The sequence below is a fragment of the Leisingera sp. S232 genome, from assembly GCF_049800895.1.
GTDB lineage: Bacteria > Pseudomonadota > Alphaproteobacteria > Rhodobacterales > Rhodobacteraceae > Leisingera.
On record NZ_JBNAFX010000022.1, the window covers coordinates 14,073 to 40,145 of the forward strand.

General features: G+C 61.8%; 17 protein-coding genes and 1 pseudogene. All 18 read right to left on the minus strand.

Going from position 1 to position 26,073, the window contains the following annotated elements; translation table 11 throughout:
* Positions 1-82: 82 nt before the first annotated feature.
* On the minus strand, positions 83-805 hold the full coding sequence (locus ACP151_RS13715) for a PP2C family protein-serine/threonine phosphatase (protein WP_424979466.1): 723 nt from the start codon (positions 803-805) through the stop codon (positions 83-85).
* Complete coding sequence (gene tagF, locus ACP151_RS13720) at positions 805-1,452, minus strand: type VI secretion system-associated protein TagF (protein WP_424979467.1); 648 nt, start codon at positions 1,450-1,452, stop codon at positions 805-807. Before tagF ends, ACP151_RS13715 begins: the two co-directional genes overlap by 1 nt.
* Positions 1,452-5,024, minus strand: a complete 3,573-nt coding sequence (gene tssM / locus ACP151_RS13725) for a type VI secretion system membrane subunit TssM (RefSeq protein WP_424979468.1) — start codon at positions 5,022-5,024, stop codon at positions 1,452-1,454. Before tssM ends, tagF begins: the two co-directional genes overlap by 1 nt.
* Positions 5,021-6,448, minus strand: a complete 1,428-nt coding sequence (icmH, locus tag ACP151_RS13730; RefSeq protein ID WP_424979469.1) for a type IVB secretion system protein IcmH/DotU — start codon at positions 6,446-6,448, stop codon at positions 5,021-5,023. Before icmH ends, tssM begins: the two co-directional genes overlap by 4 nt.
* A 14-nt stretch (positions 6,449-6,462) precedes the next feature.
* Positions 6,463-7,803: a type VI secretion system baseplate subunit TssK gene (tssK, locus tag ACP151_RS13735; RefSeq protein WP_424979470.1), complete on the minus strand. Its 1,341-nt coding sequence runs from the start codon at positions 7,801-7,803 to the stop codon at positions 6,463-6,465.
* A gap of 47 nt (positions 7,804-7,850) precedes the next feature.
* On the minus strand, positions 7,851-9,296 hold the full coding sequence (gene tagH / locus ACP151_RS13740) for a type VI secretion system-associated FHA domain protein TagH (RefSeq protein WP_424979471.1): 1,446 nt from the start codon (positions 9,294-9,296) through the stop codon (positions 7,851-7,853).
* Positions 9,297-9,304: 8 nt separating this feature from the next.
* The gene (locus ACP151_RS13745) at positions 9,305-9,604 is read right to left on the minus strand and encodes a PAAR domain-containing protein (protein WP_424979472.1); all 300 of its coding nucleotides are present in this window, start codon (positions 9,602-9,604) and stop codon (positions 9,305-9,307) included.
* Between the two features lie 16 nt (positions 9,605-9,620).
* Entirely contained in the window at positions 9,621-10,229 is a 609-nt protein-coding gene (locus ACP151_RS13750; protein ID WP_424979473.1) for a DUF6931 family protein, read from the minus strand.
* Between the two features lie 10 nt (positions 10,230-10,239).
* Positions 10,240-12,378, minus strand: a complete 2,139-nt coding sequence (locus ACP151_RS13755) for a type VI secretion system Vgr family protein (RefSeq protein ID WP_424979474.1) — start codon at positions 12,376-12,378, stop codon at positions 10,240-10,242.
* 64 nt (positions 12,379-12,442) lie between these two features.
* Positions 12,443-15,304 carry a type VI secretion system contractile sheath domain-containing protein gene (locus ACP151_RS13760; RefSeq protein ID WP_424979512.1) on the minus strand — a complete coding sequence of 954 codons (2,862 nt, stop codon included), beginning with the start codon at positions 15,302-15,304 and terminating at the stop codon, positions 12,443-12,445.
* Positions 15,305-16,771: 1,467 nt separating this feature from the next.
* Positions 16,772-17,269: pseudogene (gene tssB / locus ACP151_RS13765) on the minus strand (type VI secretion system contractile sheath small subunit); the annotation flags it as partial.
* Entirely contained in the window at positions 17,262-18,122 is an 861-nt protein-coding gene (locus ACP151_RS13770; RefSeq protein ID WP_424979476.1) for an ion transporter, read from the minus strand. The gene ACP151_RS13770 and the pseudogene tssB, both read right to left, overlap by 8 nt.
* 42 nt (positions 18,123-18,164) lie before the next feature.
* On the minus strand, positions 18,165-19,118 hold the full coding sequence (locus ACP151_RS13775; protein ID WP_424979477.1) for a hypothetical protein: 954 nt from the start codon (positions 19,116-19,118) through the stop codon (positions 18,165-18,167).
* Between the two features lie 39 nt (positions 19,119-19,157).
* Positions 19,158-21,881 (minus strand): type VI secretion system ATPase TssH, encoded by a 2,724-nt coding sequence (tssH, locus tag ACP151_RS13780; protein ID WP_424979478.1) that lies wholly within the window; start codon positions 21,879-21,881, stop codon positions 19,158-19,160.
* Position 21,882: 1 nt separating this feature from the next.
* Positions 21,883-22,938, minus strand: a complete 1,056-nt coding sequence (tssG, locus tag ACP151_RS13785; protein ID WP_424979479.1) for a type VI secretion system baseplate subunit TssG — start codon at positions 22,936-22,938, stop codon at positions 21,883-21,885.
* Positions 22,902-24,779 carry a type VI secretion system baseplate subunit TssF gene (gene tssF, locus ACP151_RS13790; protein WP_424979480.1) on the minus strand — a complete coding sequence of 626 codons (1,878 nt, stop codon included), beginning with the start codon at positions 24,777-24,779 and terminating at the stop codon, positions 22,902-22,904. Before tssF ends, tssG begins: the two co-directional genes overlap by 37 nt.
* The gene (tssE, locus tag ACP151_RS13795; RefSeq protein ID WP_424979481.1) at positions 24,779-25,276 is read right to left on the minus strand and encodes a type VI secretion system baseplate subunit TssE; all 498 of its coding nucleotides are present in this window, start codon (positions 25,274-25,276) and stop codon (positions 24,779-24,781) included. Before tssE ends, tssF begins: the two co-directional genes overlap by 1 nt.
* Entirely contained in the window at positions 25,269-26,072 is an 804-nt protein-coding gene (locus ACP151_RS13800; protein ID WP_424979482.1) for a type VI secretion system accessory protein TagJ, read from the minus strand. Before ACP151_RS13800 ends, tssE begins: the two co-directional genes overlap by 8 nt.
* Position 26,073: the final 1 nt, after the last annotated feature.

The window sequence follows — 26,073 nt, forward strand, 5'->3', positions numbered from 1 at the left end:
TACAATTCCGGGCCGGGCAGGATTTGCACTCCCGGCAGACATTCCTTGCACGCAGAACAGTATCCGCCTTACAAAATCGACCTTACAAAACGTCGATAACTATCGCGGTAACATTGTCGGCGCCGCCGCCTGTCAGCGCGAGCTGGATCAGCTGATCACCAACGGTTTCCAGCGGTGCGCTGCTCAGCATGTCTTCCAGAATCTGGAAGGTGGCATATTTGCTCAGCCCGTCAGAGCAGATCAGGAACCGGTCCCCAGGCTCTGTGTCGCCGCGGATTTTGTCAATTTCCAGCTCATCCCCCACGCCCACCGCTCGGGTAATGGCGTTGGAATGCGGATGCTGTTCCGCCTCGTCCCAGGTCATCTTTCCTGCCAGCACATATTCTGCTACGGCCGAATGGTCCTCTGTCAGCATTTCGATCTGGCCATTGCGCAGCCGGTAGATACGGCTGTCACCGGCCCACAACCCGACAAAATGCTGGTTTGCCATGATCAGTGCTGCAACCGTTGACCCGATTGTGCCGCCGCCCCGGGCCGCTGCCTCGGCGCGGATTGCCTTATGCGCGTTCTGAATCGCGTCCCGCAGCGCATGCATCCGGGCCGCCGGGTCCAGCCCCAACGGGATCATCGCCACTGAATCGGCAATCAGACGGCTGGCAAAATCACCTGCGTCATGGCCACCCATGCCATCAGCAACAAGCCAGATGTCATGCTCCGGCAGCGCCAGGACTGAGTCTTCATTAACCTTGCGCTTCAGGCCCACATGGGTTTGCGCGGTATAGCGGTATTTGCGCAGCTGGTTCATCACGCGGCCTCAACCCCGGCCCAGACCGGCGCGCCAAGATCAAACAGTGCCAAAGCCACCGCTCCCTGCGGCAGACCTCTGCAAGCCAGCGTCCGGGGCACCCCGTCCAGAACGGCCGTCCACAGGCTGCACCCGGCCAGCCGCGGGTCAAATGCCTGCAGCCGCTCCGGCCCTTGCGGGCCTGCCATGACCACCTCTGTGGCTGTTGGTTGCACTGTATCAGGCGCCGGTAGCGCTGCGAGCCGGTCGGCCAGGCTGTCTTTGGTCATGCTGTCCTCCAATGCGTCCAGTGCCAGCTCCTCAAGCTGCTCGAACAGAGTCTGCGCAGCCAGATGGCCGGGATCGGCAGAACCGGCCCCCGTCCGCGCGGCCACCAGAGTCAGCGGAAACCTGCGCCCGACCCGGTCAACCGACGGCATCATGACCCCCCAGACCGAGGCCGCACCGCCGCAGCCTGCCGGCAAGGTGAAGCGCCAGATCGGCGCTGTCATGTAATGGGCATCAAAGCCGGAGCCATAGGCCGTCTTGCCGTCCAGCATAACCTGCTGCAGCCAGGCATCCCAGACCCGCACAAAGCCGCCGGGGGTGCGCAGCCGGAAGAAATCCCCGGCCGAAGGCATTTTCCCATATGCGCCGAACCCGTCCATTACATCGACTTCGGGCAGCTGAATTTCGCCATGGCCGGCAGGGCGAAGGGATTGATGACAGATCCGGACTGCAGCTCAAACAGGGCCAGCCGCCCGCCAACGCGAAAGTTCACACGCCGACGGTCAGACACATTGGTGCGCCGCACTTCGGCCGCATCCAGCAGCCGGAACCAGGCCCAAGGCCCGTCCCGCGACAGCACGTTTTCGGCATCCCGTTTCTTGGGCAGCAGCGTCAGCCGGGCCAGCCCGACCGAGCCCGGCCAGGTGACGGCCACCGGCGTCGGCGCGCCGGACCGGTGGTTATAGGCGACTTTGGTACCGTCGATTTCCAGCATCACTTCCTTGGCCTTGGGGTCCAAGGCATTGACAGTAATTTGGAAATTCACCGCAGGCTGCGCGCCGCCGGCAAAGAAGGCCTCCTTGATTTCTGCCGCATACTGCATCTGCTGCAGCACTGCCGGGCTGATGCCCAGATCGACGTCGTTGACGCGTTTCCAGGTCCAGGGACGGCTGCGGGTGTCGACGTATTTCAGCAGATGCTCATTGAAGAAACTGTCAATCAGCCCGTTTGGAGAGAACAGTTTGGCAAAATCCGCCATTGCAACATCCGCCCGCGCCGACCGGTTGAACGGATAGCGGTTGGCCAAAGCCTTGTCACAGAACGGCAGCACCGCAGACTGCCAGCGCGCGTTGATTGATGCGCGGGTGCCCTCAGAGGTGATGCCCGAGGACCCGGCTGAAATCTGCGTTGCCCAGCGAGGCAGCGGCCCACCCATCCGGCTGGCGGTCTGCTGGAACTGCAACAGCGCCTGACCGCTCTGGCCACCGGTGGCAACACCGGAAAAGGACATCTTGTTCAGCTCCTGATAGACCAGCTGCAATTGCCCCATCAGGTCGTCCAGCTGCGAGGGCTGGCCTTCCGGACGGTTGACCAGGTCAAACAGCCACTGGAACCGTTCCTGCACATAAGCTCCCGGCGGCTTGGCCGCCTGCCCCGACGCATTCTCGGCAGAACCGACCAGCGCCTCCAGCAGGATCTGTCCCTGGATCGACAGAGTGGAGCGTGCTTCAATCGCGGCCACATTCTGGGCGCCCGCGGCCAAAGTTCCCGTATCCAGAACGGATTTGTCCTCATTCAACCGGGTTTCGTTGCTGACATCGGTCAGGATGTTGACGATGGGTGATGTCGGCCCGGACAGAACATTGGTGACTTCCACGGCGTGGGACAGCGATTCCAGCGGGATGATGTCGATATCGCCCAGGATCTGATCATAACGGCTGATATAGTCGTTGTAATACAGATCCAGAACATCACGGCTGAGCTTCAACAGCACCGCCTCGTTCTGGGCGGCCTCGCTTTGCTCACCCAGCACCCAGGCCTCCCGGTGAACCCGCTCAGCAACGCTGACCGCTTCGGGCAGGAACACATTGTGGAAGCCGTCATAGGTGAAGATGCCTTCGATGCCATCGTTCAGCGGCTTGCCGGAACTTCGGACCAGCACCCGTTTCACCGACGGCCCGCCAACATCCGTAATCCGCCATTTCGGCAGGCTGGTTGCCTGCTGGGAATTCAGAATGCCGTTATAGACCCGCTGCGCCAGCGGCATTTCCGACAGCAGATTCTGCGCCTGCGCAATCAGCGGACCATTCAGCGCAATCTCTTCCATCGGCTGCGATAAAAGCGCGGTCAGGTGATCCATCAGATCCGACCGCAGCTGGGTGCGGGAAATGCCGGGATAGGCAATTTTTTCCCAATCGAGCCGCATCCATTCCTTGACCAGATCCTGGTTCATCGGCCCCTGAAGGCCCAGCATCAGATAGATCTTCAGCGCCTCATACAGCGTATCGGGGTTGTTGATATTGCCCTCGATCTGCTGCTCCAGCCGCACCAGCAGCCGCGGCAGAAGACGCTGGTTCAGCGCCGTCCGATAGGTTTGGGCAGCTTGGGTGCCGATCACCTCTCCCTGATACAGGCCATAGGTCATCGCGCCATCGGGTTCCGGGTCAGACAGCACTGGATTGCCCGGCATGTCGCGCAAATTGTTCAACGCTGCCGCCACCGGCACCAGGTCTGTGTCGCCGATCGGGCTGGGCGGCAGCTGCGCCGCAGCGGCCTGATAGGCAGCCACTTGCCCCTCGGCATCTGTGATCAGGTCCGAGTTCTTGAGATACGACCGCACCCACAGCGTGCCCATCGCAATGGCCACCAGCACGGTTGCAGTAATGGCAATCCGCCGGGTCCAGCGGTAGCGGCGTTCAACCTTGTCGTCAGCCGACACCAGCCCGGCCTCCGGGAACATCACGCTCTCGAACAGACGGGTCAAAAAGAAACTGCGTCCAGTCCCCTGCCCGGTGCCGATTGCCTGACGGCCGATACCGAATGTCTGCGCCATCCCCAGCATCAGCCGGTCAATCGGCGTGCCTTCCTGGGTGCCGGAGGTAAAATAAACCCCGCGCAGCATCTGGCGCTGCTCATAGCGGTTGTCCTGGAACACCTCCATCAGGAACTCGCGGGCGACCCCGCGCATCGACGCGACCTGCGCCGGGAAGCCGGCAATCAGCGCCCGGCGCTGATGATCGGTCTCTGTCTGCATCTTCTCCAGCAGCTGCGCGTTGATCTGCCCCAGCAGCAGGCCGAATTCCTCGTCAAACCCGGCAATCGGCGGCTGTTCTTTCTTGCCCTTGGGCAAAGGCAGCGTGAAACCCCAGACCTGTTCGCGGTCTTCCTTGCCCAGAGAGTCGTGAAACTCCTGGAAGCCGGCAATCAGATCGGCCTTGGTGAACAGCACATAGACCGGGAAACGCACCCCCAGCTTTTCGCGCAGCTCCGCCAAGCGGCGGCGCACCGCAGCGGCGTGGCTTTTCTGGGTGATTTCATCCTGCAAGCTGAGATCAGACAGCGAAATCGCAATCAGCGCGCCATTGATCGGCTGCCGCTTGCGGTACTTCTTCAAGAGGCTCAGGAAGCCAAGCCAGGCGGCGTTATCCGCCTCGGCATCGCTTTCCTGTGTGGTATAGCGCCCGGCAGTGTCAATCAGCACCGCGTCATTGGTGAACCACCAGTCACAGTTGCGGGTGCCGCCGACGCCGCCGATCGCGGCTTTGCCCAGTTTCTCGGCCAGCGGGAACTGCAGACCGGAATTCACAATCGCCGTTGTCTTACCGGCGCCCGGCGGGCCGATCATGATATACCAGGGCAGATCGTTCAGATGCCGCCGTCCGCCCTTGGACTTGCGCAGCTCCTTCATTGCATCCTTGAACTTGCCGCGCAGCTCGCCGATTTCTTCGGACAGCACATCATCTTCCGAGGTATCGACAGCCTCCGCCATCTCCTCGGTCATCTCCTTGTCCTGGCGGCGGCGGCGCCAGAAAATGATGCCGACGGTGATGAAATACAACAGGAAGATCACCCCGATGGTGATCAGCCGCGACATCACACTGTCAAACGGGCGCCAGTCATCGCTGCCGATAAACGGCGCGAAGTACCAGACACAGGCCGACAACGCCGCGGCGAGGATCAGCAGGACCGTGTAGATCGACCGGAACAAAGGCAAGATATAGCGGCGGATCATCCTTTAACCTCCTGAACCAGCAGGATTTCGATCCTGCGGTTCTTAGCCCGCCCTGCGCGGGTACTGTTATCTGCAATCGGTTCCTTGTCGGCCCGGCCTTCGGCCGACAGCCGGTCCGTGTCGGTCATCACCTTGGCCATACCAGCCATCACAGATTTTGCCCGTGCCAGCGACAGCGCCATATTGGACGGGAAGCGGGAGGAGCGGATCGGGATATTGTCCGAATGTCCGGCCACGATAATCTTGCCCTTTTCGTCATTCAGTGCCTCGGCCACCCGGTTCACCGGACCGCGGAATTTCTCACTCAGCTGATCCGAACCAGAGCCGAACATACCGGACCCGGTCAGCCGGATGATCAGCGTGTTGCCCTTCTGGAAGACCTGCACGATGCCTTCCTTGATCTCCGGCTCCAGGAACCCGGACACCTTGGCGATCTGTTCTTCAGTGGTGGGTGCCGGCGGCGGCGGCGGTGGCGGCGGTGCGCGCCGTTCCAGCGCAACCTTGGGGCCAGAATCCACAATGGTCAGCTGACCCACTACATTTTCAGTCTTGTTCGACAGCATCCAGCTGAGCCCAAGAAACTGCAGCGCCAGAATGGCGCAGGTCGCGGCCATGGTGATCCACACCAGCCGCCAGACCGACAGTGCCTTGAACGGTTTGACCAGCCCCTCCCAATGGGGCGACAGGTCGCGCTCGACGGGACCGCGCTGGTTGCGGATGATCCGGGCCAGCGCGCCTCGGATCTGCAGATGCTTTTCCGAACCGCCCTGCTCCACCCGCAGGCGGCCCTCAAACCCCAGCGACAGGCACATATACAGGAACTCGAGCATATCGATATTGTTGCCCGGCTCCTTTTCCAGCCGGGCCAGCAAATCGTAAAACCGGTCGCCGCCGACAACTTCGCGATGGAAGGTCGCCACCATCGACTGCAGCCCCCAGGCGGATTGTCCGCCCCAGGGCGTGTTCAGCACCACATCGTCCAGCGTCGCGCACAGCGCATAGCGCGCAATCTTGACGGTCTGCGCGGCAAGGCCCGCCTGCAAGGCGCGGTTCTCGAACGCGCGCACCTCGGCCACCACATTCTTGCGCAACCCGTCTGGGTCCATGTGCTGCGCCCGGTTGCGGATCCGGCTGATCAGCGCAAACAGGGTCGAGGCACAGGCTGTTAGCTGGTTCATCCCCGTCAGCGCCATCTTCGGAGCCTTGGGGCCACCTGCTGCCGCCTGCGGTTTCGGCGCCGCCGCCTGCGGAACGCCATAGGCATCAAGCCCCGGCTCTTGCGGGATTGCGGGATCATCCGCAACCGGCTGCGACGGCGGAGTCTGCGGCATCGGCGTGGCCGTGCGGCGACCGCCCGGATTCGGCCTGATCACCGTCTTGTCGGTATCCCCGGGTTCGGCAAAGGGATCGTCATAATCAGCCATTTCAGCAACTTCCCTTACGCATTACGGATTGCCCACAGCTCCATCTTGAGCCCCGGATACTGCCCCGACACATGTACCGCGATACCACCCGACGTGGTCATCTTGCGCCAATAGGGGCTGTCTGCATCCATCTCGAAATAGACCACACCAGAGTGATAGGGGATCTGCCGCGGCGCCACCGGCAGCGGGCGCAGGGTGATCCCCGGCAAGGCTGAGTTCACCAGCTGGCGAATTTCCTCGACGGGGCCGATCTTGGCCTGGCCCGAGAAATGCTTGCGCACGTCCTCGGCCGGAATGTCAGCGCTGACCGCCAGCACAAAACCCGCATTGCCCAGCAGCTTGCGGTCGGCAATGACCCCCACCGAGATGCCGTATTTGCGCGCTTCCAGCTTGATCGGGATCGCGGTCTGTTCCAGTACCGAACTCAGATACTGGCGCAGCACCCGGATCACCGGCGCAAAACATGTCATCAGGTTGTCATGGGTGTAGGGCGGAAATTCCGGCGCCTGTTTTTCCGTGGACATGAACACCGACAGTTCCCCCGCCATGCCGGCGCAGGTGGAAAACAGCCGTTCCGGGTGCAGGTTCTCGATGTTGCGCAGGTGGCGGACCTGCGGCAGCATCCGGTTCACCACGGCCAGCAGCATGAAATCTGACACATCCGCCACGCCGCGGGCGCCGCCGGCCTCTGACAGACGGCCTGCCAGCGCCTCCATCCGGTGCGCCAGAAGCCCTTCCAGTTCGCGCAGGAAACCGCTCAGCGCAGGCGCTGCGCGCACATCCAGGCAGGACGGAATAAAGGCCTGATCCAGCACAATCTCCTTGTCCGAGCGCACTTCGATGATACGCGCCACGGGGATCGCCAGCAAGTCGGCCAGATCATCCACTTCCAACGCAAACTGCAGGCGCATCTTGCCCACGTCCAACTGCACCGGCTTGCGTTCGGTCGAGGTCACATCGGTCACTTCCACCGCATCCGGGCGCAGCCGGCTGGCTGACCGTTCGGCGCCGCTCAGATCGACCTCCGTGGCGCCCTGGCGGCGCTGCGGCACAGTCAGATAGACAATGCAGTCCTTCACCGTGGTCGGAACCTCCATGGCCGGCGGATGCGGATCCGCCATCGGCACCCGGAACACGGTGCCGTCATGGGTCAGCCCTTCGCAGGACTTGACTGCAAACTGGCCGATCTTCAGCGCCTCATGGTCGATCTCCAGCCCGTTCACACCCCAGGCATAGGGGCCAAGCCGCCGCGCCAGCCCGGCAACCAGCGCCTCGTTGTAACGGTCGGACTGCTGGAAGTGATGCGGCTGCAGAAACAGCCCCTCCGTCCAAAGTACCTTGCTGTCCCAGGACACCGGGATCTCCTCTCAATTGCAGGCGCGCGCGCAGAACGCGGCGCCGGTCATTCCTTCAGCCGGTCCAGCTGATCCTTGTAGGCCCGCGCGAATTCGCGGCTGAACAGGTCGTGAAAATCATTCTCAGCCTGGTCGGAAATCTCCGTATACAGCTGTTCGTACACATCCCAGTACTGGGCCTTCTTGCCGCGCAGCAGGCCACCCAATCCGCCCTTGGTCTCGATCTGGCTTTCCAGCGCCTTGGGGTCCAGGCGTTTCAGCACGCCTTTCAGCGCGGCCTCCATGCCGGTGACCATGGCCACCTCATGCGCCTTGATGTCCCGCAGCGCCTCCTCGGCGGCGGTCTCGGGCGACAGATACCCCTTGGTGGCTGGGCGCACCATCGCCTCAATTGCCTGTTCCGGGGTGATTGAGAACTTCAGCGGGTTGTTCCCACCGGCAGAAATCATCGTCTGCTCGATCCGGAATTCCGATTTGATCGACGTCCGCGTCATCAGGATTTCACGCAGGCCCGTGACCAGTGTTTTCATCACCCGTCCCATCCGCCCCATGGTGCCGGCATGCTCTGCCGGATCAAGGCTGACCTCAGCCCCCAAACCCTTGAGGAAAGCGGCGACCGCTTCCTGCGCCTCTGTCGAAGACGCCGCGGCAGGGGCAACAGTCTGTCCGCCGCTGTCCTGCTGCGGCGGAATTTCCTGGGGCGATGGCGGCGGTGCCTCTTGTGGCGGGGCCGCTGGCGGCATCTCAGAGGGCGGCGGCGGTGCGGGCTGAGGCGCCGGGACCTCCGGGGCTTCCGGCTCGCCGATGCCAGACAGGAAATCATCATCCCAGTCGTCAGGGATCACATTCGACTGCGCCACAGGCACTGCAAACCCGTCCGATGCGGTTGGATTGTGATTGGCGAGGCTCGCCCCCTCCCCTTCGCGCCCGTCGCTGGCTTTCTGGAAAAACGGATCCTCTTCTTCACCCAAGGGCGGCAGCAGCTCGTCGATCGGATCCACCGGGTTCAACTGCGCAGGCCCTGTCGGTCCCTCGCCCAGCAGATCGTCCAGAAAATCGCCACCCGGCCCGGCATCATCTAGCAGCTGCAACGGATCAGGCGCATTGGCCGCATTGCCGTGCGACGCCGGAGCCTGCGCCGCAGGGGCCGCAATCATGTCGCCGACATCCGTCAGATCATCGCGGATTTCCACCACCAACTCATAGTTGCCGACACATAGAACATCGCCGTTGTTCAGCGGTGTCGGTGTCCGGCCCAGCGGGATCTTGGAGTAATTCAGAAATGTACCGTTGGAGCTGAGATCCACCACCACCACGTTGCCATTGTGGTCCTCAATCACACAGTGATTGCGCGACAGCAGCTGGTCCGGATCCGGCAGCACCAGATCGCAGCTGGCGCCGCGGCCCACCGTAAGGCTCGGCCCCCGCATCGGAACAGGGGCCGCATCGCCGGGCATGGCGCCCGAGCTCTGGAATTTCAGTGTCACGCCCATGCCTGGGTTCAACCTCCCACCAATACGGTGACTTGCCCCAGGGTGATCATGCCGCCGCAGGCTGCTGTGTCCATGATACGCGCTGCAGGCAGGCTGTTGATCAGCACCGTGGCCGATCCTTTGACAATCGGATGCGGCGGCGCGGCCGTGCACATGTCGGACACCCGCGCTGCAGGCAGGCCGCCGACAAGGACAGTCACCGCGCAGGGCGGCAGAATTGGCGTCGGCACCGGCAGCACCGGCGGCGGCGGTGTGGAAGGCAGCATGCAAGCATGCAGATCCGTTACCCGGGCCTGTGGCATTCCCATCTGTGATTTCCTCCCCTTATCCTTGTGTTTCCACTTCCGGCACCCGGACCACCTGTCCCCTGCCGCCGCGGGCAATATCCAGCGCCCGCTCTACCAGAACACCGCCGTGTTCTTCAAACTTATCAGACAATTGACCCAAGGCCACCATATTCATGGCAAAGGCCGCCGCCTCAGAGGCCCCTGCCGGGGCAGGATATTGGTTCAATTCTCCGGGTCCCAGGGTTCCGGCAGCATACAGCACCGCCAGGGCGCAGTTCACCGTGTCATCATCCACATAGGCATGATCCAGGGTGATCCGTGCCTTGTCGCGGTTTTCCTCGGTGGGTTCGAACACCCAGGCCTCCGAAGCGGTCAGCGAGGCCGGGTCCTTGTCGGAACGCGGCCCGATATAGTCACGCGCGGCCAGGCAAGCCCACCACACCCGTTCCCGCGGGGGCAGCAGCACGGCCAGCGTGCGCAGTAAATCCACCAGAGCGCCCTTGCGCTCCAGCTCCTCCAGCACATCCCCTGCCTGCGCCGTAGGCGGCGCCTCCAGCGGCGTTTTCAGGATGACATTTGCCCGCGACAGCAGCTTGGCCACCGGGTCCGCAGGCATTTTCACCAGCTTTTCAAATCTTGCCGACATCTGTGCCCACCTAGTTGATCATCGTGAGGCCGCCCTTCAGGGTCAGCATCGCGTCGCCTTTGACAGTGGTCATCGGCGCTTTGGCTTCAACCATTCCGGTGCCTTCGATCTTGATCATCGGCCCTTTGATAGACACGCCGGAGTTGTCGATCTTCACTTCCGAAGCCCCCACGGTCAGCTTGATCTCCTGCCCTGCGCTCATGGCGATCTTGCCTGCGGTCACATCCACGGTCAGGTTCCCCAGAGACACAGTCTCCTTGTGGTTCCCCTTCGCGATCGTTTCGGTCAGGTTGCCGGTGTTGATGTCCAGTGTCACATTCCCCTTGTCGATCGTTTCGGCCAGGTTGCCCTTTTCCACATCCACCGTCATGTTGCCGGTTTTGACCGTCTCGGTCCGGTCGCCCTTGTTCACCGTCTCAGTGACATTTTCCTCAACTGTCAGAACATAGCTTTTCTCATCCGCCGCAGTGACCTCTGGCGATGGCGCTTCCAGGCCGACCGTCACCGTCGAGCGGTCCTTGACCAGCATCTGATGGTCCTTCTGCGCCTGCACCCGCATCAGCTCGCTGTCTTTCTTGTCGTCGAACATCAGCTCGTTATAGCCGCCGCCGCCCTTTGACGAATTGGTCTTGATCCCCAGCTGGGTCTGATCGTCAGGGTATTTGTAGGGCGGCATGGTCTCTGCATTGTACAGCATGCCGGTGCAGATCGGCCGGTCCGGATTGCCATCCTCGAACTGGATCACCACCTCCTGGCCGATCCGGGGCACCGCCACCATGCCCCATTCCTTGCCAGACCAGGGCGTCACCACCCGCACAAAGCAGGAAGCGGTGTCGTCCTTCTTGTTTTCCCGGTCCCAATGAAACTTGATCTTGATCCGGCCATGCTTGTCCGTGTGGATCTCTTCGCCGCTCGGGCCGACAACCGTCGCCGTCTGCAGCCCCTGCACTTCCGGCCAGGGCGTCACCAGCGGGGCCCGGAACTGATCCGCCTTCAGAATAGCACTGAAGGTGGAGGCATAAACGTCATGCTCCATTTCTTCCGGCACATCCATGTTGCGCGCTTTCAGGTCGCGCCGCATGGCACCTTGCTTGGCGCTTTCCTTTGCCTTCTGGCTTTCGCGCTCGCCGTAATCCCAGGCCACCTTGACGTGATGCTCAGCGTTGATGACCAGGTATTCCTTGTTGTTCTCCGCCACCGGGTGTTTCTTCATGGTAAAGGTGCTGCCGGTGCCCAGTGTCGGCACGCTGGAGGCGCCGCGCCAGGTGATGTGCTTGACCGCCTCCGCTTCCATCCGCACCCGCGCCAATTTGTTGCCCAGGCCGGAATTTTGCCGGTAGTGGCCCTGATAATCGTAGACCTCATAATCCTTGTAAGAATGCTTACCCTTCTGGATCGACGAGGTCGCCTTCAGATCCGCCGACGGTGTCAGGAAATCAAAATCATTCAATGTGACCTTGCCGCGGGTAATCCGCTCATCCTTGGCCCACTCGGAGATATGTTCCTCGCGCCGCCGGTCGCTGTCGTCGCGGGCATGGAATTCCACATCCGCGCCGCCAGCAATCGGGCTGTGGCCGCTGACCCCGTCGCACAGCACCAGCTTTTCAACCGCCGTATCACCGGCAACGCTGTCGAAGTAGAAGTAGATCCCCTCCTCCTCCATCAGCCGGCACAGGAACGCATAATCGCTTTCCCGGTACTGCAGGCAATATTCCCGACTCTGATAGCTTTCGCTCAGCTTGTCGGTGAAATCACTGAAGCCATGCTCATTGAACAGCTGCTTGATGATATCCACCGTGGTCTTTTCCTGGAACACCCGCAGATCCCCAGTCCGCGTCAGCATCCAGAACCAGGGGCGCACCTCGGCCACATACATCTCATAGCCGTTGCGAAAGCCCAGATACTCGACCGAGATGCACATGCCATTGAACTGATGCTCCGTCTGCTGGCGCATCACATGCACATTCATCTGCTTGCCGACCAGATCTTCCAGCTTGGGCTGTTTCTTGGTCGCCGCAAACTCGATCGTCGTCTCGGTAAGCTTGCTCAAGCCTTCGCGCACAATGGCCCGGCTCATCATCAGGCCGTCGGTGGAATATGTCCCCGACATCCAGGCGAGGTCATTTTCATGGCCCTTGCTTACAACCATGTCTCCTCCTTTCCGTGACGGGAACGGGGCCGGTAATTGCCGGCAGTGTTCTCAAACATTCGCATCACAAATCATCCAAAAGCGCGGCGAGGTCCGCATCCATTTCGTCATCGTCCCCATCATTGCCGTCATCGTCATCCCCGAATGATGACAGCAAGTCGTCCAGATCCCCGAGGCTGTCGTCATCGCCATCGTCTCCGCCCAAATCCAAATCAAGATCCAGGTCTTCCTCTTCATCGCCGCCAGCCGCAGGCGGCTTGGGCTTTGGCAGTCCGCGCGGATCCGCAGGCGAGGGCTCCGGCGCCGGCAATCCCGTCCAGGGCCCCAGGATTTCACTGCCCTTCAGCGAGTTGAACGAGGTCAGCCGCACCTCGTCGCGTCCCTTGACCGCGCTCACCGCCATGAACCCGCGTTCCTGCGCCTGCGCGATCTTGTCCAGATCGATATTGCGCTCTGTGCAGGGCAGCGCCACCTGGTCGCCGAACTTGTCGTTTACATAATGATAGGGCATCCCGCCCAGAGACATAATTTTGCCCAGCTGCAGCGACGGCCCATGTTCCGTAAAGGACCGCCCCAGCAGGATCGCCACCAGCACCACCGGGTTGGCCCACAGCATGCCTTTCAGGCCTTCTGCTTCAGTAAATTCCTCGAAATCAAACTCATAGCATGGATCAGTTTTTTCGCCATAGGGACGGCGCAGCAGGAACCGCGGGCTGGCCAGCCCCAGATGCCCGGCCTCTGCCATCCCCTGCAGCGTAGTCCAGGCATCCGCCACCAGCTTGGGCCGCTCCGGCTTGGGGGTTTTCAGGAACTCCGGCGAAATGCCAGCAAAGAACGGCGCATCCACATGCGCGGCCACCCGCGCAATCCGGCCCAGCAATTCCGCATGCGGCGGGGTTTCCTCAAACTGATACATGCCGATCAGCGCCGAATAACCGCCGCGCCCGTTTTCCTCGTCCAGCGGCTCCTCTGTCAGCAGCCGCACAAAGCCGGTTTTCGACAGGTCCTCTTCGGCGGCCAGATCCGCTGCCAGCTCCTCGGCAGAGATGTCATAAAGCATCACATCCAGCGTATCATCCGCCTCAATCGAGCGCGCCATCAGATCAAGCGAGCGCCACTGCGCCTCGACAGACTGGAACTCCGGGTGATGCAGCACCAGCCGCATCGCGTCCGACAGCGCCTCGTCCACCGCTTTTTGCATCGCAGCAACATCCGGGTCCGGCAGCGCCCGGATATGCGGCCCGACAACGCGCGCCAGCAGATCCTCCACCGGTGAGGCCTCGCGCAGGGAATTGCCGGTGTCGCCTATCAGCTGCTGAAACGCGCTCAGCCGCCTGTCTGCAGGCACCGAATTGCCCGCCGATGTCCGTTTCGGCGCCCGCGCCCTGGTGCCGTATTTCTCGGCCCAGACCTTCAGCGTGTTCGCCGCATGATCCGCCGTGGCGCCGCTTTGCAGCTGCTTGCGCAGCCCCACCAGCTCAGAGAACAGATCAACGTTTTCATACAGCTCATCCGGATGCAGCCCGTCCAGATCCGCCAGCTTGACCGCAATCCCGGCGCCATCCTTGCCAATCGGCAGCACCAGTTCAGTGGCAAAGCTCTCGATCACATCCTCGACCGTATCCGGGTCCAGCAGGATCGCCTTGCGCGCCGCCAGCGCATCGCCGGTTTCCAGCTGGCCCTTTGCCGCCCGGCCCGAGAAGTCGCCCAGAATGGCCAGCCGGAACCGCTTGCGCGCCAGCTTCTGCGGCTCAGGACGGTTCGCGCTCATGGTGCCATAGGCAAATTCCGGCTCGTCCGAGGCCGCCGGCGCCGCTGCTGCCGGCTTATCACCATCGGCGTCCAGATCCCCTAACAGCGCATCCAGATCATCACTGCCGGCATCAGCGGTGTCTTCATCCTCGCCGCCCAGACCGCCAAGCAGATCATCCAGATCCAGATCCCCGCCGTCACCGCCCATCAGGTCGTCCAGATCCGTGTCCGCGTCACCCAACCCGCCCAGCAGCGCGTCCAGGTCGTCTTCGGCGCTGTCCGCATCACCGATCTCTTCGGCGGCCGCTTCCTCGCCAAGCCCGGCCAGCAGACCGTCCAGATCGCCGCCCTCTTCCTCTTCGCTGCCAAGATCGCCCAGCAGGTCATCCAGATCGCCGCTGTCGGCATCCGCGCCAGCAGTCTCTTCCGCCTCATCCAGACCGCCCAGCAAGGCGTCCAGATTGTCGCTACCGTCTTCCTCAGCGGCTGGCTCATCCGCCAGCAGCGCGTCCAGATCAGAGGTTTCGCCCTCGTCCCCGGCGTCCAATCCGCCCAGCAGGTCATCCAAACTGCTATCACCTGCGGCATCCTCGGCACCGGCGTCATCTTCCGCCGCCGTCAACAGCGCATCGGAACCGTCCTCGGTGTCACCCTCTGCATCCAGACCTCCCAGCAGGCTGTCCAGATCATCCTCCGCGTCCGCTCCGCCACCCAGCAGCACGTCCAGATCGTCTTCTTCGTCGGTGGGTTCTTCGGTGTCGGCGGCATCTGCGAGGTCAGCCAGCACATCAGCGGTCTCGTCTGCGGCCTCGTCCTCCGGGTCATCGCTGCCAAGATCCGCAAGCAGATCATCCAGCCCGCTGTCTTCGGCGTCCGCGTCGTCTGGTGCGTCCAGCGTATCCAGCGTGGCACTCAGGTCATCGGCGCCGGTCTCCTCTTCCGGCGCGTCAAGCCCGCCGAGGATATCGTCCAGATCCGTGTCATCTTCCGCATCGTCTTGCAGCAGGCCATCCGCCAATCCGGCCAGAACGTCACCGGCGGTATCCGCCTCTTTGGTCTCTTCCGGTGCATCCAGACTGTCCAGAGCCGCGCTCAGATCCTCCTCTTCAGGCGCGTCGTCAGGCGCAGCCTCCAGCAAGCCTTCCAGAATGTCCTCGGCGCCGCTGTCTTCCATCTCTTCAATGTCTACGGCAGCCAGAGACTCCAGCGCATCCTCGGCCTCCTGGCCTGGTTCAGACTCTTCAGCCACGTCCGCCAGCAGATCGCCCAGCACGTCATCCAGGCTGTCGTCGTCCTCAGCGTCTGCAACCCCGGCATCGGCCAGACTGTCCAGGGCAGCAGCAGCCTCTTCATCACCTTCTTCGCCTTCGGAAACTTCCAGCGCAGCCAGACCATCCAGAATATCCGAGTGGTCTTCTGTCTCCTGTTCGTCGACTTCCGCGGCGGCAAGGCTTTCCAACGCGGCGCCTGCGACGTCCTCCGGTGCCTCTTCCAGGTCTATCGCAGCCAGTTCATCCAGCACCGAAGAAAGATCTTCTTCCGCAATTGCCTCCGGCACATCCGCAGCGGCCAGACTGTCCAAAGCGGCGCCAGCTGCATCCTCTGCCGCAGCGTCTTCAACGTCCAAGGCAACCAGGCTTTCCAGCGCATCCTCCGCAGCGGTATCCGCCACCTCTTCTACATCTGCATCTGCCAAGGCATCCAGAACGCCGGAATGGTCTTCCTCCCCGGCCTCTTCAATCTCGACAGAAGCCAGGCTTTCCAGCGCATCATCAGACGCCGTGTCCACGTCCTCCGGCACGTCCAGATCCGCGAGCGCATCCAGCACCCCGCTGTGATCCTCGCCTTCCGGCGCGTCCGGCTCCACCGCCGCAAGGCTCTCCAGCGCCGCGCCTACGGTATCTTCGCCGACAGCCTCTTCCAGTTCCAGCTCAGCCAGCCCGGCGAGGACATCACCCGAAGTATCCTCTTCCTGATCAGGGACTTCCGCCTGCGCCAGCCCTTCCAGAACAGACCCTGTCTGGTCATCCTCTTCGGCTTCCGGAAGCGCCGCCGCCGCCAGCGAGGCCAGCGCCTCTCCGGCGGCATCATCCTGCGCTGCCTCTTCGGGAACAGCAGCGCTCAGCCCCGCCAGCACATCCGCAGATGCATCCTCCGCATCCGCGTCCTTGGGCGCCGTCGCGCGCAGATCGTCCAGAACGCTGCCTGCGGCTTCATCGGGCTCGCGCTCCTCCGGCGCCTGTGCGGACAGCCCCGCCAGCACATCCCCGGATGTATCTTCTTCATCTTCAGGACGTTCGGCCTGCGCCAGCCCTTCCAGCACCGCTGCGGAACTGTCTTCCGCAACAGCCTCTGGGACTTCAGATGCCGCCAGCGACGCCAACGCATCTGCGGCCTCATCCGGCTGGCCTGTGTCTACCGGGGCCGCCGCGCTCAGCCCTGCCAGCACATCCGCCGATGCATCTTCTGCATCCGCGTCCTTGGGCGCCACTGCGCGCAGAGCATCCAGAACCCCGCCCGAACTGTCTTCTGGCGAGGCTTCTTCCGGTGCCTGCGCCGCAAGGCCTGCCAGGACATCACCCGCGGTGTCCGCCTCTTCTTCCGGCAGCTCCAGAGAGCGCAGACTGTCCAGTGCCGCCGCACTATCCGCATCTGCCGCCGGTGCCGACACCGCTGCAAGCAGTGACGGATCGTTCAGGATCGTTTCGATCAGCGTCTCGGCGCCAGTCTTGCCGTCCATATAGGCCATCAGGTTCTGCAGCTGGGTGCGCGCCTCCAGCAAGGGGCGCAACGCATCCACCTTGGCGGCAATCGCACCAGGAGAGAAATCCGCCATGCTCTCAAACGTCAGATCCACCGACAAGTTGCCTTCGCCGGTCAGCGTGTTTGGCACCGTAAAGGCCGCACGCGGCGCCAGCCCCTTCATCCGCTCGTCGAAATTATCGACATCGATTTCCAGAAATTTACGGTCCGCCACGGCCGGCTGCGCAACCCTGGACTTACCCGCCAGATCGCTCATCACCCCCATGACAAAGGGCAGCTGCACCTTTTTCTCGGCGCCGTACAGTTCCACATCATATTCGATCTGGACCCGCGGCGCCCGGTTGCGGGCAATGAATTTTTGCGAGCTGTCAGCCATTGCCCTGCCCTCTCAGCGCCGCAATCTCCGCACGCAAGCGTTTGATTTCCCCATGCAGCTCCATCACATGCGCATCAACCACATCTGTTTCCGACTTCACCAGATTGCGCAGCTTTTCGAATTCCGCCTCCGCATCGGCTTCCACCGCCGATTGCATGGTGTTGACCAGCAAACCGATGAACAGGTTCAACACGGAAAACGCAGTGATCACGATGAAGGGGACAAAAAACGCCCAGGCAAACGGGAATTGCTCCATCACTGGCCGCACGATCCCCATCGACCAGCTTTCCAATGTCATGATCTGGAACAGCGAATAAAGCGACCGCCCCAAAGTGCCGAACCATTCGTCAAACGCCTGCCCATACATCATCGTCGCCATCACGCCGAAAACATAGAACACGATAGAGATCATCACGATCACCGCGCCCATCCCCGGCAGCGCGTCCAGCAGCGCCTGCACAACCGCCCGCATCTGCGGAATGACCGACAGCAGCCGCAGCGCCCGCACCACCCGCAATCCGCGCAGGGCCGACAGGCTGTCATTGGCCGGGAACAGGCCAAAAGACACAACCACGAAATCAAAAATATTCCAGGCAGAGGAGAAGAACCGCAGGCCATAGGCAAACAGCTTCAGCGCCAGTTCCAGCACAAAGATCGCCAGCACAATGGTGTCGATCACATCCAGCAGCCCGCCCGCATGGGCCCGCACCGCGGCCGAAGTGCCAAGCCCAAGGGTGACCGCATTAAAGATGATGATGCCCAGAATGGCATTGGTCACCGACCTGCGCTCGACAAACTCCTGCGCCTTGGCGCGCAGGCCCATAGGTTTGGGGGCCACATTCTCAGCGTTCATTATGCTCTCCAATCCGACGGTTGCGGTTCCGTCAACGCTGTCTCACAGGATATCCGATGCCTCTTCAAAGACTCTCAATGCAAAATCAATGGCTTTCTTGACCTTTTCCGCATGCGACTTGATGGTTTTCAGATCCAGCTGGCCTTTGGCTTCCTTGGTTTTCTTCAGCGCAAAATCCGCAAACGCCCGACCGTTTTTCTCGGTCGTGTTAAACTCAATGATCTGCACGATCATATCGTTGATCTGCTTTTCCTGCTTTTTGGTCAGCGCCACCCCGTCGTCCTGCAGTTGCAGAAGCTGTTCCAAAGGCTTGGCCATCGACGATGCTTTTTGCCGTGCTGCAGTCAGCTTGACCTTGTATTCCTTGACGGTGTCTTCGACCTTGGTGATGTGGCTTTTGCCGACCTTACCGTCTTTGGTCGCCTTGGCCATTTTCTCAACGGCCTTCATCACATCTTCGCGCAGTTTGGCTTCCTTGGCGACGGCCTTCTTCACCTCTTTGGCAATGCCGTAAACTGACTTGGCGATTTTATAATACTCATCCACCTTGGCCCCTGCACTGGCCACCAGAGCTGCAATGGATTTGCCGATTTTGATCACACCCCAGGTGATCTTGGCGCCAATCTTGAGCTTCCATTTGGTGTATTCTTTGTTTTCCTTCTGGATTTTCTTCCAGGAGGCCGCAATCCGGTTCTGTGCTTCTTTCTCCAAGTTTTTGACCAGCTTTTTCAGCTCGTCATTGACCAGCTTGATCAGCTTGTCGACCTCGGCCTTATCGCTCATCCCCTCGATCTGCTTGTCGTACTTCTGGATCGCCGGACCAATTGCCACTTTGCGGTAATCATTCAGATACGCATAGACCGGCTCCATAATCCGGGCCAGCAGAGAGGTGTCGATTTCCTTGCCTGACACCTCCAGAGTGATCTTGCCATCAGGCAATTCAAAGTTCTTTGCCTTGACGGTGATCAGATCAAAAGATTTGTTTACTTTAGCCATTTCGTCCTCCTCCCCGAGCGTTGCCTGGAACGCCCCAATTCAATCAAAGCTGTAGGTGAACTCTCCGTCCTTGGCATCAATGGCGACTTTTTCCACATCAGCGCCCTCCATCAGACGGCGCAGAAACTCGTTGGAAATCTCCGGCAGCATGGTGTTGGTGACAATCGCGTCGATCATCCGGCCGCCTGAATCCAGCTCCTGGCAGCGGTTGACGATCTCTTCGACCACGCCGTCGGAATACTCGAACGGCACCCCATGCGCCTCCTGCACCCGTTTCTGGATCCGGCCCAGCTGCAGCTTGGTGATCTCGCCGATCATCTCCGGGCTGAGCGGATAATAGGGGATCGCCACCAGACGCCCCAACAAGGCCGGCGGGAACACCTTTACCAGCGGATCCCGGATTGCCTTGGCCATGCCCTCGGGGTCCGGCATCAGGTCAGGATCGGCGCACAGATCCATGATCGTTTCGGTGCCGACGTTGGAGGTCAGCAGGATCAGCGTGTTCTTGAAGTCGATAATGCGGCCTTCGCCGTCTTCCATGACCCCCTTGTCAAAGACCTGGAAAAAGATCTCATGCACATCCGGGTGGGCCTTTTCGACCTCGTCCAGCAGCACCACCGAATAGGGTTTGCGCCGCACCGCCTCGGTCAGCACCCCGCCCTCGCCATAGCCGACATAGCCCGGAGGCGCGCCTTTCAGGCTGCTGACCGTATGGGCCTCCTGATATTCCGACATGTTGATGGTGATGACATTCTGTTCGCCGCCATACAGCACCTCTGCCAGCGCCAGTGCGGTTTCGGTCTTACCGACGCCCGAGGTGCCGGCCAGCATGAAGACCCCGATCGGCTTGTTCGGATTGTCCAGCCCTGCGCGGCTGGTCTGGATGCGCTTGGCGATCATCTTCATCGCATGATCCTGGCCGATCACCCGTTTCGCCAGATGTTCCTCCAGGTTCAGAATGGTGTCGATTTCATCCTTGACCATGCGGCCGACCGGAATGCCGGTCCAGTCGCCAACCACGCTGGCAATCGCCTGATGATCGACGATCGGCAGGATCAGCGCCGAGTCGCCCTGCAGCGTCTCCAGTTCGGCGTTCTTGTCCTTCAGCTGCTGCATCAGCTCTGCGCGGTCGTCATCAGACAGCCCGCCTTCGGCGGCGCCCTGCGCACCGTCCTCCCCGGCATCAGCCGGAGCATCCACGGGCGCGGCCCCCTCCCGGAGCTTGGCGCGCAGGTCGAGAATGTCCTGCACAACCGCCTTTTCCTTGTCCCAGCGTTCGGTCAGACCTGCCAGCCGTTCTTCTTCGGCTGCCTTGGCAGCCTCCGCCGCCGCGCGCCGGTCATCGACATCATAGCCCGCAGTTTCATCCCGGCCGATGATCTCCAGCTCGGTGGTCAGCGCTTCAATGCGGCGCTGGCTGTCGTCGACCTCGGCCGGCACCGCGTGCTGGCTGACCGCGACGCGGGCGCAGGCGGTATCCAGAAGGCTGACGGATTTATCCGGCAGCTGCCGCGCCGGGATATAGCGGGCCGACAGGCTGACCGCCGCCTCGATCCCCTCGTCCAGCACCTGCACCCGGTGGTGGTTTTCCAGCATCGAGGCAATGCCGCGCATCATCAGGATCGCCTTCTGGATGCCCGGCTCGTCGACCTTGACCACCTGGAAACGGCGGGTCAGCGCCGGGTCTTTCTCGATGTATTTCTTGTATTCGGCCCAGGTGGTGGCCCCGATGGTGCGCAGCGTGCCGCGCGCCAGCGCCGGTTTCAACAGATTGGCCGCGTCGCCAGTGCCAGCCGCGCCGCCCGCACCGACCAGCGTATGGGTTTCATCGACAAACATCACAATCGGCACCGGGCTGGCCTGCACCTCGTCAATCACCTGACGCAGGCGGTTTTCAAACTCGCCCTTCATGCTGGCGCCCGCCTGCAACAGGCCCACATCCAGCACCAAGAGCCGCACATCCGCCAGCGCAGGCGGCACGTCGCCGCGCGCAATCCGCAGGGCAAAGCCCTCGACCACCGCGGTCTTGCCCACGCCTGCCTCGCCGGTCAGGATCGGGTTGTTCTGCCGCCGACGCATCAGAATATCGACGATCTGGCGGATTTCCTCGTCGCGGCCCACGATCGGATCAATCTCGCCCGCCTTGGCCTGCGCGGTCAGATCGGTGCAGAACTGCTCCAGCGCCTCGCCTTTGCCCATGGCTCCCGGTGCCATCGCACCCGACGCCTCGCCCGGCTCCGCGCCGCCGCCAGTGACATCCGATCCATCCTGCGCGCCCAGCCTCTCTTCGGGGGAACCATCGGTGGCATCATTGAAACTGTCCGCCAGATCATCAGCGCCAATTTTTGCCAGCTCCGGCGACATATTGGACAGGATGTTGCGCAGTGCCGGCGTCTTCAGCATCCCCAGCAGCAGATGGCCGCTGCGCACCTGCGAGGACGAATACAGAAGCGATCCCCAGACCCAGCCGCGTTCCATCGCATCCATCAGATGATCCGACAGGTCGGAAATCGTCGAGGCGCCGCGCGGCAGCATGTCCAAAGCGCGGGTCAGCTCGCTGGCGATCTTGCCCGTATCCAGGTCATAATGCTGGATGATCCGGTGGATGTCGCTGTCCTGCTGTGCCAGCAGCTGATGCATCCAATGCACCAGCTCCACATAGGGGTTGCCCCGCATCTTGCAGAACACGGTTGCGCTCTCAACGGCCTGGTATCCCAGCTTGTTCAACTTGCCAAACAGCGCCACACGGCTGATCTCTGTCATCTCAAATCCCTCCCTCTACAGGCTTCTCAGCCCCGGCGCCTAATCCCGGGTACAGGTACAAATCATTCACATCCGGCTGGTCCACATCCGGATCGGGCCGCGAACGCACCCAGCTGGTATGCCCCAGTCTGGTGCTGCCGCCCAAAGACGCGCGCGGCACCTCGTCACCTGCCAGCACCAGGTTCACATCCCAGTCCAGCACATCGCCAACATAAGAGCGCACAATCGCCCGCAGCCGGTCCAAAGCCGCGCCACCGGGCAAAAGCCGTTCGTAATCTTCCAGTTTCAACGGCCCGATGCGGATGCGGAATTTCGCGGTGCGGCTCCAGACCTTGTCGCCGATGCTGGTGGTCTGCCCCAGCCCGCCATAGCCCAGCTGCCAACGGTCGTCCGGCTCCAGCTCCAGCCAGCTGCCCACATATTCCTCCAAGGTGACAGGCACCTCAAAGAACGCCGACAGGATCGACACCAGACCCTCGGCGTTCTTGGCCCCCTTCGCCAGATGGCCCGCAAAATGCAGCTTGGCCAGATCCGGCATCTTGTCGCGGCCGGTGAATTTCACCCCGTTGTAGCCGATCAGCGATGCCACCTTGCGCGCCATCGGATCATCCGCGCGGTCAAAACTGACAGCCGGTGAGCCTTGCGTCCACGCCCGGTACAAAAGGCTCATCATCCGGTGCGTCAGCATATCCGCAAAACCCACCAGCGTCGGATCCCGGTGGTTGCGCTTACGGTCGCGCGCAAATTCGGTCAGATGCAGCGGCAGCGGCCCCTGTGGTCCGAACAGGCCAAAGAACCGGTTGGTCAGAACCGCAGGCTTGTCACCTGCCGCCGGTTTGAACGCAGCAATGGTCGAGGGCGGGAACGCCAGTTCCGCCTCCTGACCCAGACGGATCTTGTCCTCCCGCGGGCGGCGGCTTTCACCCAGGCGCGGAGCCTCTTCGAAATGTGCCTCCAAAACACGGAGGGCCTGAAAAACATGATGTTTTTCAGGCTCCATGGCCAAATGGCCATACAGACTCAGATCATCCGGCCGAGGCCCTTTTCCGGTCGCCATCTGGCAATTTCCCCGCGTTTTTCAGTTTTCAGGACGGTCTCCGTGAACGAATTGATGCTGGCATAGCCGCGAAAGAACCGCTCCAGAACGGCCCCCAGCGCATAAATATTGCTGCCCTCGAAAAAGCTCTCGTCAAAGCCCAGGGTGATCTCCAGCCCCCGCACTGCGGTTGACAGAACCTCGTCGCTCATCCGCCGCACAATGGGGCGGGCGCCAACCGACAGGATGCCTTCCAGCTGCTTTTCCGTCACCCGGTCGCCTAGCGGTGCATAAAGCCCGACCAGCTCGCGCAGCGCCTCCGCCGACTGCCCCTTGCCGGTTTCCGCAATGGAGACATAGTTCAGGCTCAGATGTGAGATCAGCCGCCAGGCTGTGTCGCCCTGCGCCAGTGTCGGGTGTGGGCGGGTCGGCGATACCGGCAGCGTCACCGTCTTGACCGGGCCGCCTTCGGGCAGGTGGAACACATCATCATTGCCGGTGGCCAGCAGCATCGGCAGGTCGCGGTTGGTGCACATCGCAGTGACCGCCAGCTGCTCCAGCCCGGCCGAATAAGGCGCCTGCGCCCTGTCGACCAGCGTCACATACATTTCCGATCCCAGGTAGGAACTGCGCACCCCGCGCAGGCGCTCCTTCTCAGACCGCTGCCGCATCCGGCGCTTTACGGTGTAATAGGCCGGGTGCGTTTCGCCCGCTGCGGTAAAGTCATTGGCACTATAGAACGGGCGGAACACAACATCGTCCTCGCCCTCGCCGCTGATGCCGGTCACGCTCTGCAGCGCATAGATCTCGAAATCCAGCCCCGCGGTCCGGTTCGGGATCACATGGTGTTCGGTATCAATCGGCGCAATCCGGACCCGGTCGCAGCGTTTTTCAAACAGGTTGACCGCCGGCACAGCATTCAGCTGAAACACCTCCGGCACCACCATCGGGGCAATTTCCGACAGTCCTTCGCGCAGAAGGATGTACAGATCGACCTCACTGCCCTCGGCTTTCTGCAAGCCCGCCTGCAGCCCCTGCAGCTCGACAAAGCGGAACCGCTCGGGCATCGCAAAATATTCCTGCAGCAACCGGTAGCCGTCATAGACCCGGCGCGGCATTGGCAGCAGCGCTTCTTCGGGGCTGAACCCTTTTTGCACCACCCGGGCGCCACGCAATGGCAACTGCCAGTCGGCCCGCCGGTCGGTGGAACGGGCCACAATCCCCTGAACCTGGGTGCACAGCAATTCCAGCAAAGGCCAGCTGTTGCCGGCCGCACCGGACAGATACAGAGACAGCTTGTCCATCTCCAGCTTGTTGATCGGATCACCGTCAATGCGCTTGATGCGCAGCCGGATACCGGCGCGAGCGTCATACCCGGTGGCCACACCGGCGGCCACCAGCTCGCCACGGCCATCGATATACTGCGCTTCGGTGATCTGGACCGGCCACATGGTCAAATCCGCAGCGGTGCGGAATTCACAGGGCGTCTGCTCGCCTTCGGTCAGCCGCGACCGCAGCGTCGAGCCGCGTTTCAGCACATAGCCGCTTTTGACGGCCGAGTTCGCCACATCCAGTTCAAACGCCGCAATCATCATCGACGGCGTCGGCGCCAGATAATGCGGATAGATGATCTCCAGCAGGTTCGAGGTAAAGTTCGGATATTGCAGCTCCAGCTCCAGCTGGACACGGGCCGACAGAAAGGCCACGCCTTCCAGCAGCCGCTCCACATAAGGGTCGAGCACCTCGACCCCCTCCATCCCCAGCCGAGCGGCAATCTTGGGATAGGCGGCAGCAAACTCCCCGCCCATGTCGCGCAGATAATTCAGTTCATTTTCATAATGGGTCAGCAGCCGTGTATCCATCACATGACCCTTTCCATCTGGACTTCACCGGTGGTCAGATCGACCTTGCTGCGCAGATACAGCTCCAGCGGCATCGGCTGCGCCCACATGTCGGCGCGGATTTCCAGCCCAATGGTCATCTGGGTCGCATCGGTGCCATCCTGCAGCAGCACATCAACCGACCCTTCGATGATCCGCGGCTCATAGGTTGCAATCGCCTGCTTGATCGACCGGCGGATGGTTTCAGCCTTTTCGCTGGTCGAGGCCTCGCCCGCCACTTCCACCAGCCCGTAGTTCAGCACCGACGCCGAAACGGCGGGAAACCTCTCCGAGTCAAAATGGCTTTCGACATTCTGGGTGTTCAACAGCCAGGACAGATCGCGCTGGATGATTTCCCGCAGGCGCATCAGATCGATCACCCGGCTCTCTCGGGTTTCCTTCTGATTGCCGGGTGCATTGTCGGTCAGCCGGTCCAGCAGCGAGGGCTGCAGGCGTTCGGCCAGTGTCTTGTCAGCCATTCTCTTCGCCGTGCCCATCCATCCGGAGTGTGCGCACGTCCATGATGGCAATGTCCTCATCACCGATCGCCAGCAGCCGCTGGCCCAGACCGGTATAGGTTTCCGCGCCCGCGTCCTCCCAGACAGTGGCCCGGGCCAGCATCGACAGCCCATCAGCCTTTTCGCTGCCCGGATAACGGGTCGGGATCATCACCGCCACTTCGCCGCCTCCCGCCAGGGTCAGCGTGCCCGCCGTCCAGACCGCATCGCGCAGATCGCTGGGCTCATCCGCTTCAAACGCGACAATCTTGGAAAACGGCAGCCAATAGTATTTGCCGTTGATCACCGCTTCCAACACCGGGCCCAGCCGCATGTCGGCATCCGCGATCCACTCGAACCGCTTGCCGTTCACTTCGCCCGAACTGGCCGGTGCCGCATCAAACGCTTTGGCGCGCAGCTCTGCCGCCTCTGTGGGCTTGCCGGTTGCCAGCAGTTTCTGCGCCTCGATCAGATGCGCCAGCCATTCCTCAGGCTCACCCAGGATCAAGGGCGCCTTTTCACCGGCAAACACTTTCTCCCGGTAGACTTCGCAGATGATCGCCTCGCGATAGGCCTGGGCCATAACCGTGGCGCCCTCATCCAGTCCGGCGGCTGCCTTCAGCTGGGCAATGGCCCGGTTCCAGTCCCCCAGAACGCACAACAGCTGAAACAGGAACACCCGCAGCTTCGGATTGCTCGCATCCGCACGGATCTTGGCTTGCAGCGCCTCCAGCGCCGCCTTGGGATCACCAGCTTTCAGATGCTCTTCGGGGGTCATG